Here is a 12,993-nt window from a genome sequence, read left to right as displayed (position 1 = left end):
GTCGCCGTGTTCCACTGCCCGGCGGACCAGCAGCCGGGCAGTGAAACACGACGCCGGCACCCTAGCCGGCGCGCTTCAGCCCGAAGGCCTTGGGCAGTTTCATGCCGGATTCGGCCATCACGTCGCGGAGCCGGTCCGGGTAGTCGGTGATCAGGCCGTCGACGCCGGTAGCGATCAGGGCACGCATGGTGGGCTTGTCATCGACGGTCCACGGGATGACCTGCATGCCTGCCGCATGGGCTCGCTGCACCATGTCCGCGGTGACGTAAGGGACGTAGTCCGGGTCGGTGACCTTGCCATTCTGCGGCGTGCCGTGCACCGGGGAGATGGCGTTGAACCCCAGGGACGCGGCCGCGGCCACGAGGTCGCCGCCGAAGTCGTCGGCGTCGATGCCGCCAAGCCAGGGCGAGGCACCCGGCTGGCCGGCCTGCAGGAAGTCCTTGTTGGTCAGGGCGACCGTGGGGATCTGCGGTGCGCGCTGCTGCACCAGGCGCAGTGAGCCCCAGTCGAAGCTCTGGATGGAGACGCGGTGCTGCATGTTCGCCTTGTCGATCTCGCGCAGGGCCACGTCAACGAACTGCTCCCGCGGGGCGGTTTCCTGCGGGGCGCCGGCCTCCACCTTGGTTTCGATGTTGAACCGTACCTGGCTGGCCCGGTAGGAGTCCGTCAGTGCGAACACCTCGGCCAGGGTGGGCATCTTGGCGCCCGGGGAGGCCTGCTGGCCGGGGAACTGCGGCTGCGTCCGGGAGCCGCAGTCCAGGCGGCGGACCTGGTCGAAGGTGAGGTCCTTGATGTACTTGCCCACGTACGGGAACTGCGGGTCATTCGGGGTGACCGGGGCCGTGTCCTGACATTTCTGCCCGCTGATCTTGCGGTCGTGCGTGATGACTTCGCGGCCGTCCTTGGTGATCTGCAGGTCCAGTTCGAGGGTGGTGACGCCGGTCTCGATCCCCTTGGCGAAGGAGGCCAAGGTGGATTCGACGGTGAGGCCGATCCCGCCCCGGTGGGCCTCAAGGTCGAAGTGCTTGTCGCCGCCGGCCGCGGCGGTTCCGCCGCCGTTGGGGTCGGCAGCCTGGGCCGGGAGGGAGGAGCTGAGGAGCAGGGCCGCGCCGAGTACGGCGGCACTGACAATCGAAGCAGCGGGCTTCGTGGGGGTGCGCATGGGAAGGATCTCCACTCTGGTGGTGTGCAGTTGCACCAGCCACCGTGCCCCCGCCCGGCCAACGTCCGGCCACCCCTTCCCGGCCCCCAGGCGACGCCCCGGTGAACGTCCGGGGCGCCGGCACAACGCCCGGCTGCGCCCGGTCAGCCCTTGCGGATCACCTTGAAGTTGGAGGCCTGCGCCACCGGGCGGATCACGATCTGGTCCAGGTTGACGTGGTGCGGCGCGGTCACCGCAAAGCGGACGACGTCGGCGACGTCGGCGCCCGTGAGCGGTTTCTCCACCCCGGCGTAGACCTTCTCCGCGGCGCCCGCGTCGCCAAGCCGGTTCAGCGAGAACTCCTCGGTCTGCACCATGCCGGGGGCCACCTCGATCACGCGGAGGTTGTGTTCGGCCTCCTCCAGGCGCAGCGCGCCAGTGAGGGCGTGCTGGGCGAACTTCGCGGCGTTGTAGCCGCCGCCGCCCTCATAGGCGGACAGGCCGGCCGTCGAGGTCAGGTTCAGCACAGTGCCCTCGCCGCAGGCCCGCAACATCGGCAGGAACGCCCGGGTGAGCTTCATGGTCCCCAGAACGTTGACCTCGTACATCCAGGCCCAGTCCTCGGTCTTGGCCTCGGCCACCCTGTCCGCGCCGCGGGCGCCGCCGGCGATGTTGATCAGGGTGTCGATGCCGCCGGCGCGGGTCACCTCATCCACCAGCCGGGCGACGTCGGCGTCGTCGGTCACATCGGCGGGGACCGCGACGGCGCCGGTCTCCGCGGCGAGCGCCTCAAGCCGTTCGGCGCGGCGGGCGACGGCGAACACGGTCCAGCCCTCCTGCCGGAGCGCACGCACGGTAGCCTCGCCGATCCCGGTGCTCGCGCCGGTGACGACTGCTGCTTTGGCGGCTGATGCTGTATTTGCAGTTCCTGCGATGTCGATTTCTTCCGTCATGGCACCACCCTAGCGTTTCAGCGCTGCAGGAACTCCAGCAGCACCCGGGCGTGGTTGGTCTCCAGATCCCGGGCGCCGAACAGCAGGGTCACCTTGCCGTGGCCGGCCGCCAGGTCCCGCAGGGTGTCAACGGCGGGGTTGGTTGCGAGTTCGGCCTCATAGGCGGCGCGGAACGCGGCGAAGCGCTCCTGCATGTGCGCGAACTCGGTCCGAAGCGGCGCGGAGGGCGCCACTTCCTTGAGCCACAGCTGAAGCTGCGCGCGGTCCTTGCTGACGCCGCGCGGCCAGAGCCGGTCAACCAAGACCCGGTAGCCGTCGTCGTCCGCGGGCTCGTCGTAGATGCGTTTGATCACGAAGTTTCCGGTGCTTTCGTCCATCTGCTGCATGCTACTGCAGGCAAGGCTGCGGGGCGCGGCAAGAAAAGATGGAAGAATTGGCCCATGGCTGAAGACACGCAGGGTACAGACACGCCCACCACCGCCCCCATCAACGTTCCGGACAAGCCCGCCCTCGAGGGGCTGGAAGCCGCCCTCACCCGGCGCTGGCTTGACGAAGGGACCTACAAGTTCAACCGGGACACCACCCGGGAGCAGGTCTACTCGATCGACACTCCCCCGCCCACCGCGTCGGGGTCCCTGCACGTGGGGCACATGTTCTCCTACACCCAGACGGACGTCCTGGCCCGCTACCAGCGGATGACGGGCAAGAACGTCTTCTACCCGATGGGCTGGGACGACAACGGCCTGCCCACCGAACGGCGGGTGCAGAACTACTACGGCGTGCGCTGCGATCCGGCCGTCCCCTACGACGCCGGCTACCGCCCGCCGGCCGAGCCCGCCAAGAACCAGCGCGACTTCGACGTCATCTCGCGCCGGAACTTCATAGAACTGTGCGAGGAACTCGCCGTCGAGGACGAAAAGGTCTTCGAGAACCTGTTCCAGACTCTTGGCCTGTCCGTCGACTGGGACCTGACCTACCGGACCATCGACGACAAGTCCCGCGCCATCTCGCAGCGGGCGTTCCTGGCGAACCTCGCCGCGGGCGACGCCTACATGGCCGAGGCGCCCACGCTCTGGGACGTCACGTTCCGCACCGCGGTGGCCCAGGCCGAGCTGGAGGACCGCGAAGTCGCCGGCGCGTACTACCGCTACCCGTTCTTCACCGAGGACGGCGAGAAGATCTACATCGAGACCACCCGCCCCGAGCTGCTGGCCGCCTGCGCCGCTCTGGTGGCGAACCCCGACGACGAGCGGTACCAGCGGCTGTTCGGCAAGAAGGTCACCTCCCCCCTCTTCGGCGTCGAGGTGGAGGTCAAGGCCCACCACCTCGCGAAGGCGGATAAGGGCTCCGGCATCGCCATGGTCTGCACCTTCGGCGACCTCACCGATGTCACCTGGTGGCGTGAGCTGCAGCTGCCCACCCGCGCGATCGTCGGCCGCGACGGCCGCATCATCGGCGAGACCCCGGACTGGATCACCACCGGGGAAGGCCGCGCCGCGTTCGAGGCGATCGCCGGCAAGACCGTCTTCAGCGCCAAGGAGGCCGTGGTGGAGCAGCTTGCCGCCGCGGACCTGCTCGACGGCGAGCCGAAGAAGATCATGCACCCGGTGAACTTCTTCGAAAAGGGCGACAAGCCCCTCGAGGTCGTCACCTCCCGCCAGTGGTACATCCGCAACGGCGGCCGCGACGAGGACCGCCGCGAACGCCTGATCGGGCGCGGCAACGAGATGGAGTTCCACCCGTCCTTTATGCGCTCCCGCTACGAGAACTGGATCACCGGGCTGAACGGTGACTGGCTGGTCTCCCGCCAGCGGTTCTTCGGCGTACCGGTGCCGGTCTGGTACCCGCTCGACGCCGACGGCAACCCCGACTATGACGCGCCCATCCTGCCGACCGACGCGCAGCTCCCGGTGGACCCCGCCGCGGACGCCGCCCCCGGCTACGAGGAAACCCAGCGCGATGTGCCGGGCGGCTTCACCGGCGACGCCGACGTCCTGGACACCTGGGCCACGTCCTCACTGACGCCGCAGATTGTGGGCGGCTGGAGCACCGACGAGGCGCTCTTCGCCACGGTCTTCCCGTTCGACGTGCGGCCGCAGGCCCACGACATCATCCGGACCTGGCTGTTCTCCACCGCCGTCCGCGCCGATGCCCTGCAGGATGTTGCGCCGTGGAAGCACGCCGCGATCTCCGGCTGGATCCTCGACCCGGACCGGAAGAAGATGTCCAAGTCGAAGGGCAACGTGATCGTCCCGACCGACGTGCTGAACGAGTATGGCTCGGACGCCGTCCGCTACTGGGCGGCCTCGGCCAAGCTCGGCGCGGACACCGCGTACGAGATCGCGCAGATGAAGATCGGCCGCCGGCTGGCGATCAAGCTGCTCAACGCGTCCAAGTTCGTGCTGAACCTGGGCGCCACCGAGAACTCGGTGGTCTCCGCGGACCTGTCGGTGCTGAGCAACCCCCTGGACCGGGCCGTGCTGGCGCAGCTCTCCGAGGTTGTCCAGCAGGCCACCAAGGCGTTCGAGAATTATGACTACGCCCGGGCACTGCAGATCACCGAGAGCTTCTTCTGGCACTTCACCGACGACTACGTGGAGCTGATCAAGGACCGCGCCTACGGTGCCGCCGGCAACGCCGAGCAGGCGTCCGTGCTGGCCGCGCTGGCGACCAGCCTGGACACCCTGCTGCGGCTCTTCGCGCCGTTCCTGCCGTTCGCCACGGAGGAAGTCTGGGGCTGGTGGCGGACCGGCTCGGTGCACCGGGCACCATGGCCCACCGCCGTGGAGATCGACGGCGACACCACCCTGCTCGCCACGGTGGGCACGGCGCTGGGCGGCATCCGCAAGGCCAAGTCCGAGGCGAAGGTCAAGCAGCGCACCGAGGTGCTCTCCGCGACCATCACGGCGTCGGAGTCCCTGACGACCCAGCTGAAGGCCGGCCTGGGCGACCTCAAAGCCGCCGCCAACGCCCGTGAGCTGGCGCTGGTGGCCGGCGAGGGTGACCTGACCGTGAGCGACGTCGTCCTGGCTCCCGCCGAGGAGCCGGGCCAGGCGTAGCGCCCGGTACCGCGACAACAACCAAGAGGGCCCCCGGGCCGGCTCAGGCCGGGCGGGGGCCCTCGCGGTTTCGCCGCTCCGCCTCGCTGATGGCCCAGGCCGCGTTGACCAGTCCAATGTGGCTGAAGGCCTGCGGAAAGTTGCCCAGGAGTTCCCGGCTGTCCGGCGCCACCTCTTCGGCCATCAGTCCCAGGCTGGTGGCAAATCCGGCCGCGCGTTCGAAGACCGCCCTGGCCCGGTCGGCCAGGCCGGCGAGGGCCAGGGCGTGGGCGAGCCAGAAGGTGCAGAGCAGGAAAGCCCCCTCTTCACCCGGCAGCCCGTCGTCGCCGTGATAGCGGTACACCAGGCCGCGGCCGTCGGTCAGCCTGTGCTCGACCGCGTCGATCGTGGCGAGGAACCGGGGGTCGTCTGGCGCCAGGAATCCCACGATCCCGAGCATCAGGGCCGAAGCGTCAAGCTGCTGGGCTCCGTAGGCCTGGGTGTAGGCTCCCGCGGCGTCGCTCCAGCCGTTCGCGCGGATGGACTCGGCGATCAGCTCCCGGGCGTCCCGCCAGCGCGGCACCCGGTCCGTGGCCTGCAGCACCCCGGCCAGGGTGACGGCCCGGTCCACGGCGACCCAGCACATCAGCTTGGAATACAGGTAGTGCCGCGGTTCGCCGCGGACCTCCCAGATCCCCTGGTCGCGCTCCCGCCAGCGGGCGACGGCGGCGTCGGCCGCGTCCGCCAGGAAGCGCAGGGTTTCCGGTGCCAGGCCGTCGAGGAACTCCGGCATGGTGGCGGCCGCATCCAGCAGCTCGCCGTAGACGTCGAGTTGCCGCTGGTTCCAGGCTCCGTTGCCGACGCGCACCGGCGAACTTCCCCGCCAGCCGGGGAGGTGCTCCAGAACCCGCTCGGGCAGGTCACGCTCGCCGCCGACCCCGTACATAATCTGTAGTTCCTCGCCCCCGGCCAGCTGGCCGGCCGCGGCCGTTGCGAGGAACTGGAAAAACTTTCCCGCCTCATCCGGACACGCCGCCACCCACAGCGCCTGCAGGGTCATGCTGGCATCCCGGACCCAGGTGTAGCGGTAGTCCCAGTTCCGGGTCCCGCCAGCCACCTCGGGCAGGGAGGTTGTCGGCGCGGCCACGATCGCGCCGGACGGATAGTAGCTGAGGGCCTGCAGGACACGGCCACTGCCGGCCACAAGCTCCTGCCAGGGGCCGCGGTAGCCCTGGTGGATTCCGGACCAACTGCTCCAGCCCTCCAGGGTGTCGGCAAGCCGGTGCGCCATCTCCTGCTGGTCCCAGAACTCCGGCTCCTCCCCCACTCCCCGCTGGCGATGCAGGGCGAAGCCAACGGTGTCACCGGCACGGAGCCGCACGACGGCGCCGGCCGTGCCGCCGTCGAGCGTAAACGGCACCGGCGCGGACAGGGCGAGCTCTTCGGCACCGGCGCGGATCAGCAGGCCCCCGCCCACGGTCTCCAGCACCGGGCGGAGCAACCCGTACTGCGGCCGGGGCGCGAAGCTGACTTCCACGTCAACGTTCCCCGCAGTGCAGGACAGCCAGCGCAGCAGCGTGCCCGGGGACCCCTGGCCGAGGTCGTGCCCCCGCCGCCCGGAGCCAAGGACAAGGGCGTCGCTGACGGCGAGCCGGCCGTGGGAAGTGGCGTGGAGGGACTCCAGGACCATGGACGGGCCCAGGTACCGCCGGGTGGTGGTGTACTCGCCGGCGGGCCGGATGGACCAGTGACCGGCGTCCTCGCCCAGCAGCCGGCCAAAGACGGACGGGCTGTCGAAGCGCGGGAAGCAGAGCCAGTCCACAGAGCCCGCGGCACTGACCAGGGCGGCGGACCAGCAGTCGGACAGCAGCGCGTACGCCGCGATGGGCTCAGTGCTCATGGCACCAATCTGAGGCGATTTGGGCAAAGGGGAAGCCCCATCAGCTTTTTGCGGTTGGTGGGGCTTCGACTTTTCGATCACCACGTGACGTCTTAGGTAATCTGGCGGGATCCTTGGAATTTCAGGTCTTCCTACCTCGTCACTGGTAGCCATCATCTGACTTTGCCGAAGGCTGCGTCGGATGAGTGTCACTGAATCTTTGGTTCCTGCGTCCCTCTTCTTTCGAAGTGGGTAAGTTCTATTGTTCTCCCGCTCTTCAGGATGCACAAGGGCCCCGGACAAACTACAAGCGAGTAGTTCGTGCGGGGCCCGGGTGCGGCCGGAGGGGCCGTGGCCTAGCTGAAAACGGGGCTCTCGGTGCGGCTGCGCTTGAGCTCGAAGAAGGACGGGTACGCGGCCAGGGTCACGGTGGCGTCCCAGAGCTTGCCCGCTTCCTCGCCGCGCGGGATGCGGGTGAGGACGGGGCCAAAGAAGGCCGTGCCGTTGAACGCGACGATCGGGGTGCCGACGTCCTGGCCCACCAGTGAGATGCCCGCCTCGTGGCTGGAGCGAAGTTCGGCGTCGAACTCGTCGGACTGCCCGGCGGCAGCGAGCCCGGCAGGCAGGCCGGCCTCGGCCAGCGACTTGGCGATGACCTCGGCGATGTCCTTGTTGCCCTCGTTGTGGATCTTGGTGCCCATGGCGTCGTAGAGCGGCTTGATGTACTCGGCGCCGTGCTGCTGTGCGGCAGCGATGATGACACGGACCGGGGCCCAGGCCTTGGCCATGAACTCCTTGTATTCGGTCGGCAGCTCGTCGCGGCCCTCGTTGAGAACGGCCAGGCTCATCACGTGCCATTCGGTCGTGATGTCCCGGACGTCTTCCACTTCGCAGATCCAGCGCGAGGTTACCCAGGCGAAGGGGCACATGGGGTCGAACCAGAAGTCGGCTTTGTTCGTGACGGTTTCAGGCACAGGGTTCTCCTTTGGGAATCAACGGGGAGCTCGCACCGAGGCCTGCCGGCGGCTGTGGCCACCGACGGCACGGTGCACTGGTTAAGCGCAACAGTCAGGCATAGCGTCGCTGTCGGCAGATTTATTCCGGCGTCCGCGCGCGGGCCCTCAGGTTCAGGCGGACTTACGGCGCTTGACGTCGTGGGCGATCATGGTGGGCGCGGCCTTCTTGGCCACCACATCCTCGGTAATAACCACACTGGCGACGTCGTCCCGGCTCGGCAGGTCGAACATCACCGGCAGCAGGACTTCCTCCATGATGGCGCGGAGGCCACGGGCACCGGTGCCGCGTTCCAGGGCCTGGTCCGCGATCAGGTCCAGCGCCTCGTCCTCGAAGACCAGCTCTACGCCGTCGAGCTGGAACATCTTCTGGTACTGCTTCACGAGGGCGTTCTTGGGTGTGGAGAGGATCTGGATCAGCGCCGGGCGGTCCAGGTTCGAGACCGTGGTGATGACCGGGAGCCGGCCGATGAATTCGGGGATCAGGCCGAACTTCAGCAGGTCCTCGGGCATGACCTCGCCGTAGGAGTCCGCGTTGTTCTTAACCTCGTTGAGCGGGGCACCGAAGCCGATGCCCTTGCGGCCGGACCGCGAACCGATGATCTCCTCGAGGCCGGCGAAGGCGCCGGCCACGATGAAGAGCACGTTGGTGGTATCGATCTGGATGAATTCCTGGTGCGGGTGCTTGCGGCCGCCCTGCGGCGGAACCGAGGCGACCGTGCCCTCAAGGATCTTCAGCAGCGCCTGCTGCACACCCTCGCCGGAGACGTCCCGGGTGATAGATGGGTTCTCGCTCTTGCGCGAAATCTTGTCAATCTCGTCGATGTAGATGATGCCCTGTTCGGCCTTCTTGACGTCGTAGTCGGCGGCCTGGATGAGCTTGAGCAGGATATTCTCAACGTCCTCGCCCACGTAGCCAGCTTCGGTCAGGGCCGTGGCGTCGGCGACGGCGAACGGAACGTTCAGGCGCCGGGCGAGGGTCTGGGCCAGATAGGTCTTGCCGCAGCCGGTGGGGCCGATCAGCAGGATGTTGGACTTGGCGATCTCGACGTCGTCGTGGTGGCCGCCCTCGGCCAGGGCGCCGCTCTTCGGAGCGTGGCCAGCCTGGATCCGTTTGTAGTGGTTGTAGACGGCGACGGCGAGGGACCGCTTGGCGGGCTCCTGGCCGATCACGTATTCCTGCAGGAAATCGAAAATTTCGCGGGGCTTGGGCAGCTCAAAGCTGCCCAGGTCAGCTACTTCGGCGAGTTCTTCTTCAATGATCTCGTTGCAGAGTTCAATGCACTCGTCGCAGATGTAGACGCCGGGCCCGGCAATGAGCTTGCGGACCTGCTTTTGGCTCTTTCCGCAAAAAGAACACTTCAGCAGATCGGTGCTCTCGCCAATCCGAGCCATATGGGAACCCCTTAGTATCTTGCTGCCGGCTGGGTCGTGCTCCTGTGCAGCGCTGCATCCGTTACTGGATCACGGACTGTCCCCGCGGGACGAGAGGCCGTGACATCTTCCACTCTAGGTCACTTTAGCCCTGATGGGTGGAAAGAAGACGCCGGTGCCGCCCATTTCCGTTGAGCGGCACCGGCGTCGTGCGGCAGTTGTGTTGGAACTGCCGTGCTGGCTACTTTGTGATCGCCTGCGGCTTGATCTTGCGGGAATCGAGCACCTGGTCGATCAGCCCGTAGCTCATGGCCTCGGCGGCCGTGAGGATCTTGTCGCGTTCGATGTCGTTGTTGACCTGCTCGGAGGTGCGTCCGGAGTGCTTGGCCAGGGTGTCCTCGAGCCAGGAGCGCATCCGCATGACCTCGGCGGCCTGGATTTCCAGGTCGGAGGCCTGCCCGCCCTGGCCGCCGGAGAGGGCAGGCTGGTGGATCAGCACGCGTGCGTTCGGCAGCGCCAGGCGCTTGCCCGGTGTGCCGGCGGCGAGCAGCACGGCGGCCGCGCTGGCGGCCTGGCCGAGGCAGACCGTCTGGATCTCCGGGCGGATGTACTGCATGGTGTCGTAGATCGCCGTCATGGCGGTGAAGGACCCGCCGGGCGAGTTGATGTAGAGCGTGATGTCGCGGTCCGGGTCGGTGGACTCGAGGACCAGCAGCTGGGCCATCACGTCGTCGGCGGAGGCGTCGTCGACCTGGACACCCAGGAAGATGATGCGGTCCTCGAACAGCTTGGTGTAGGGGTCCTGGCGCTTGAAGCCGTAGGGGGTGCGCTCTTCAAACTGCGGCAGCACGTAGCGGCTGCTCGGCAGGTTCCCGGCAGTCGATCCGAAGTTGTAGTTCATGTTCATTGCTCCTGGAGTCGGTTCTGTCTGCGTGCCGGTTAGTTTTCGCTGCCGGCTTCGGCGTTGGTTCCGCCGCCGCCTGCCACGGACCCGGCGTGCGCCGCGATCTTGTCGAAGAAGCCGTATTCGAGGGCCTCGGTCGCCGTGAACCACTTGTCGCGGTCGTTGTCCTTGAGGATGGTCTCCACGGTCTGCCCGGTCTGCTCGGCCGTCAGTTCGGCCATGACCTTCTTCATGTGCAGGATCAGCTCGGCCTGGATCTTGATGTCCGAGGCGGTGCCGCCGATGCCGCCGGAGGGCTGGTGCATAAGGATGCGGGCATTCGGGGTGGCGTAGCGCTTGCCCTTGGTCCCGGAGGAGAGCAGGAACTGGCCCATCGAGGCGGCCAGGCCGGTGGCGACGGTGACGACGTCGTTCGGGATGAACTGCATCGTGTCGTAGATGGCCATGCCGGCGGTGACGGAGCCGCCCGGTGAGTTGATGTAGAGGTAGATGTCCTTCTCGGGGTTCTCGGCCGAAAGCAGCAGCAGCTGCGAGCAGATCGCGTTGGCGTTCTCGTCGCGGACCTCGGAGCCGAGCCAGATGATGCGCTCTTTCAGCAGGCGGTTGTAAATGTAGTTATCCTGGGCGGCCGGATCGACGGTAGCCATCCGGGGTGCCCCTGCTTGCTGTGACATGTGTACTTACCTCTCGCTGGCGACGGTGACGCCACTTGACGGCATCACTGAACTTTCCTACATGGACACTAACGGTTTTCACGGCCGCTTTGTGCGCAGGCGCAGGGCTGTTCGCTGACGGCGCACGATTGGCCGCGGGGGTTCATTACAGGCTTAAAAAGCCGCACCCCCGGATGGGTGATCCGGGGGTGCGGGCAGCGACTGCGGGAACAGGAAGTATTAGAACTTCACTGCTGCCGGGTCATCGTTCTTGGCGGTGGCTGCTTCCTCGGAGGCAGTCTCCTCAGTGGCGGCTTCCTCGGCGTCGGCTTCGAAGGAAGCCTCTTCGCCGCCGGGGCGGACGAAGTCGCTCAGGTCGATCTTGTTGCCCTCGGTGTCGGTGACCTCGGCCTGGCCCAGGACGACGGCGAGTGCCTTGCGGCGGCGTACCTCGGACACCATCATCGGAACCTGGCCGCTCTGATCGATGATCTGGGCGAACTGGTTCGGGTCCATGCCGTACTGGCTGGCGGTGGTGACGATGTAGTCGATCAGCTCGTTCTGAGTGACGTTGACTTCTTCCTTTTCGGCGATTGCGTCAAGGATGATCTCGTTCTGGAAGGCACGCTCGGTGTTGGCCTTGACCTCGGCGCGGTGCTCCTCGGTGTCGTGCTCGCCTTCACCGTGGGAGTTCTCGGCGCTGAAGTGCTGCTCGAGCTGCTCTTCGACGACGGAGGCCGGAACCGGAACCTCAACGAGCTCAACGAGCTTGTCCAGGACCTTGTCGCGGGCCTCGACGCCCTGCTCAACCGTCTTGGAGTCGGCAGCCTGCTTGGCGAGGTCCTCGCGGAGCTCGGCCAGGGTGTCGAACTCGGAGGCCAGCTGGGCGAAGTCGTCGTTGGCCTCGGGAAGCTCGCGCTCCTTGACGGCCTTGACAACCACCTTCACCTGAGCGGACTCGCCGGCGTGGTCACCGCCCACGAGGGTGGTGTCGAAGATGGCGTCCTCGTCGGCGCTGAGGCCGGTGACGGCTTCGTCGAGGCCTTCGAGCATGGTGCCCGCGCCAACCTGGTAGGACAGGCCGGAAGCGGAGTCCACCTCGGCGCCGTCGATCGAGGCGGTGATGTCGATGGTGAGGAAGTCGCCGTCGGCAGCCGGGCGGTCCACGGACTTGAGCGTGCCGAAGCGGCCGCGCAGTTCGTCGAGGGCCTTGTCGACGTCGGCGTCGGACGACTCGGCGGCCGCAACCTCAACCTTGATGCCGGCGTAGTCCGGGAGTTCGATCTCGGGACGGACGTCAACCTCGGCGTGGAACTTCAGCTCGCCGTCGGTGGCGGACGGGTCCGGCACCTCGGTGATTTCAACCTCGGGACGGCTCAGCGGGCGGATGCCGGTTTCCTGCACGGCAGCCTGGTACCAGCCGTTGAGGCCTTCGTTGATGGCCGTTTCCAGCACGTAGCCGCGGCCGACGCGCTGGTCAATGAGCTTGGAAGGGACTTTGCCCTTGCGGAACCCGGGAACCTGGATCTGGGAAGCAACAGTCTTGTATGCCTCTGCGATGCTGGGCTTCAATTCCTCAAAGGGGACCTCAACATTGAGCTTGACCCGCGTGGGGGTGAGGTTCTCGACAGCGCTCTTCACAGTCTAAGTACTCCTGGTTTTGGGGGATGGGGCTCTGCAACGCCACTTCTAAAGGCATTGCTGCAGAGTCGGGGTGACAGGATTTGAACCTGCGACTTCCTGCTCCCAAAGCAGGCGCTCTAGCCAAGCTGAGCTACACCCCGTAAGTGCACAGAACAGTCTACGGTCATCCTGTGGCGATTTGCACATTTGACACTGGGGGCCTGAATTGGGTTTAGTTGTATCCGGCTTCAACAGCCGACCGGAAGTTTTGCCGAAGTTCCAGCAAACTCCCGGGGACGTAGCTTAATGGTAAAGCCTCAGTCTTCCAAACTGATTACGCGGGTTCGATTCCCGTCGTCCCCTCCGAAATGTGACGAAGAACGGCCCCTCTGCGGAGGGGCTTTTTTCATGCCCG

The 12,993-nt window shown here is 66.8% G+C and carries 10 protein-coding genes and 2 tRNA genes; 2 read left to right on the top strand and 10 right to left on the bottom strand.

Annotated elements, in window-relative coordinates; translation table 11 throughout:
• Positions 1–61: 61 nt before the first annotated feature.
• The 3 genes from E7Y32_RS12280 to E7Y32_RS12270 form a co-directional block, all read right to left on the bottom strand.
• Positions 62–1,162: a glycerophosphodiester phosphodiesterase gene (locus E7Y32_RS12280; protein WP_146337352.1), complete on the bottom strand. Its 1,101-nt coding sequence runs from the start codon at positions 1,160–1,162 to the stop codon at positions 62–64.
• 143 nt (positions 1,163–1,305) lie between these two features.
• Positions 1,306–2,094, bottom strand: a complete 789-nt coding sequence (locus E7Y32_RS12275; protein WP_146337351.1) for an SDR family oxidoreductase — start codon at positions 2,092–2,094, stop codon at positions 1,306–1,308.
• A gap of 17 nt (positions 2,095–2,111) precedes the next feature.
• Positions 2,112–2,471: a DUF488 domain-containing protein gene (locus E7Y32_RS12270; protein WP_146337350.1), complete on the bottom strand. Its 360-nt coding sequence runs from the start codon at positions 2,469–2,471 to the stop codon at positions 2,112–2,114.
• A gap of 63 nt (positions 2,472–2,534) precedes the next feature.
• Here E7Y32_RS12270 and valS point away from each other — a divergent pair, with 63 nt between their 5' ends.
• A complete protein-coding gene (gene valS / locus E7Y32_RS12265; protein ID WP_146337349.1) occupies positions 2,535–5,153 on the top strand; it encodes a valine--tRNA ligase in 2,619 nt (872 codons plus the stop codon).
• Between the two features lie 43 nt (positions 5,154–5,196).
• Here valS and E7Y32_RS12260 read toward each other — a convergent pair whose 3' ends face one another.
• The 7 genes from E7Y32_RS12260 to E7Y32_RS12230 form a co-directional block, all read right to left on the bottom strand.
• Positions 5,197–7,032, bottom strand: a complete 1,836-nt coding sequence (locus tag E7Y32_RS12260) for a glycoside hydrolase family 15 protein (protein ID WP_146337348.1) — start codon at positions 7,030–7,032, stop codon at positions 5,197–5,199.
• 335 nt (positions 7,033–7,367) lie between these two features.
• On the bottom strand, positions 7,368–7,985 hold the full coding sequence (locus E7Y32_RS12255) for a DsbA family protein (RefSeq protein WP_146337347.1): 618 nt from the start codon (positions 7,983–7,985) through the stop codon (positions 7,368–7,370).
• A 153-nt stretch (positions 7,986–8,138) separates the two neighbouring features.
• Complete coding sequence (gene clpX / locus E7Y32_RS12250) at positions 8,139–9,419, bottom strand: ATP-dependent Clp protease ATP-binding subunit ClpX (RefSeq protein ID WP_138769083.1); 1,281 nt, start codon at positions 9,417–9,419, stop codon at positions 8,139–8,141.
• 220 nt (positions 9,420–9,639) lie between these two features.
• Positions 9,640–10,299: an ATP-dependent Clp protease proteolytic subunit gene (locus E7Y32_RS12245; RefSeq protein WP_146338590.1), complete on the bottom strand. Its 660-nt coding sequence runs from the start codon at positions 10,297–10,299 to the stop codon at positions 9,640–9,642.
• A 38-nt stretch (positions 10,300–10,337) separates the two neighbouring features.
• Positions 10,338–10,949 (bottom strand): ATP-dependent Clp protease proteolytic subunit, encoded by a 612-nt coding sequence (locus tag E7Y32_RS12240; RefSeq protein WP_146338587.1) that lies wholly within the window; start codon positions 10,947–10,949, stop codon positions 10,338–10,340.
• Between the two features lie 246 nt (positions 10,950–11,195).
• Positions 11,196–12,596, bottom strand: coding sequence for a trigger factor (tig, locus tag E7Y32_RS12235; RefSeq protein WP_146337346.1), 1,401 nt, complete (start codon positions 12,594–12,596; stop codon positions 11,196–11,198).
• 68 nt (positions 12,597–12,664) lie between these two features.
• A tRNA-Pro gene (locus E7Y32_RS12230) sits at positions 12,665–12,739 on the bottom strand.
• 131 nt (positions 12,740–12,870) lie between these two features.
• On the opposite strand from E7Y32_RS12230, the gene E7Y32_RS12225 reads away from it, so the two are divergent.
• Positions 12,871–12,941, top strand: a tRNA-Gly gene (locus E7Y32_RS12225).
• Positions 12,942–12,993: the final 52 nt, after the last annotated feature.

It is taken from the genome of Arthrobacter sp. UKPF54-2, assembly GCF_007858535.1.
Taxonomy (GTDB): domain Bacteria; phylum Actinomycetota; class Actinomycetes; order Actinomycetales; family Micrococcaceae; genus Arthrobacter.
Note: the sequence above shows the minus strand (reverse complement) of the source record. Positions and strands in the feature narration are given on the sequence as shown.

Excerpts from the sequence above, each read along its gene's own strand:
- E7Y32_RS12280 (WP_146337352.1), bottom strand. The coding sequence starts at position 1,162 with ATGCGCACCCCCACGAAGCCCGCTGCTTCGATTGTCAGTGCCGCCGTA.
- E7Y32_RS12275 (WP_146337351.1), bottom strand. The coding sequence starts at position 2,094 with ATGACGGAAGAAATCGACATCGCAGGAACTGCAAATACAGCATCAGCC.
- E7Y32_RS12270 (WP_146337350.1), bottom strand. The coding sequence starts at position 2,471 with ATGGACGAAAGCACCGGAAACTTCGTGATCAAACGCATCTACGACGAG.
- valS (WP_146337349.1), top strand. The coding sequence starts at position 2,535 with ATGGCTGAAGACACGCAGGGTACAGACACGCCCACCACCGCCCCCATC.
- E7Y32_RS12260 (WP_146337348.1), bottom strand. The coding sequence starts at position 7,032 with ATGAGCACTGAGCCCATCGCGGCGTACGCGCTGCTGTCCGACTGCTGG.
- clpX (WP_138769083.1), bottom strand. The coding sequence starts at position 9,419 with ATGGCTCGGATTGGCGAGAGCACCGATCTGCTGAAGTGTTCTTTTTGC.
- E7Y32_RS12245 (WP_146338590.1), bottom strand. The coding sequence starts at position 10,299 with ATGAACTACAACTTCGGATCGACTGCCGGGAACCTGCCGAGCAGCCGC.
- E7Y32_RS12240 (WP_146338587.1), bottom strand. The coding sequence starts at position 10,949 with ATGGCTACCGTCGATCCGGCCGCCCAGGATAACTACATTTACAACCGC.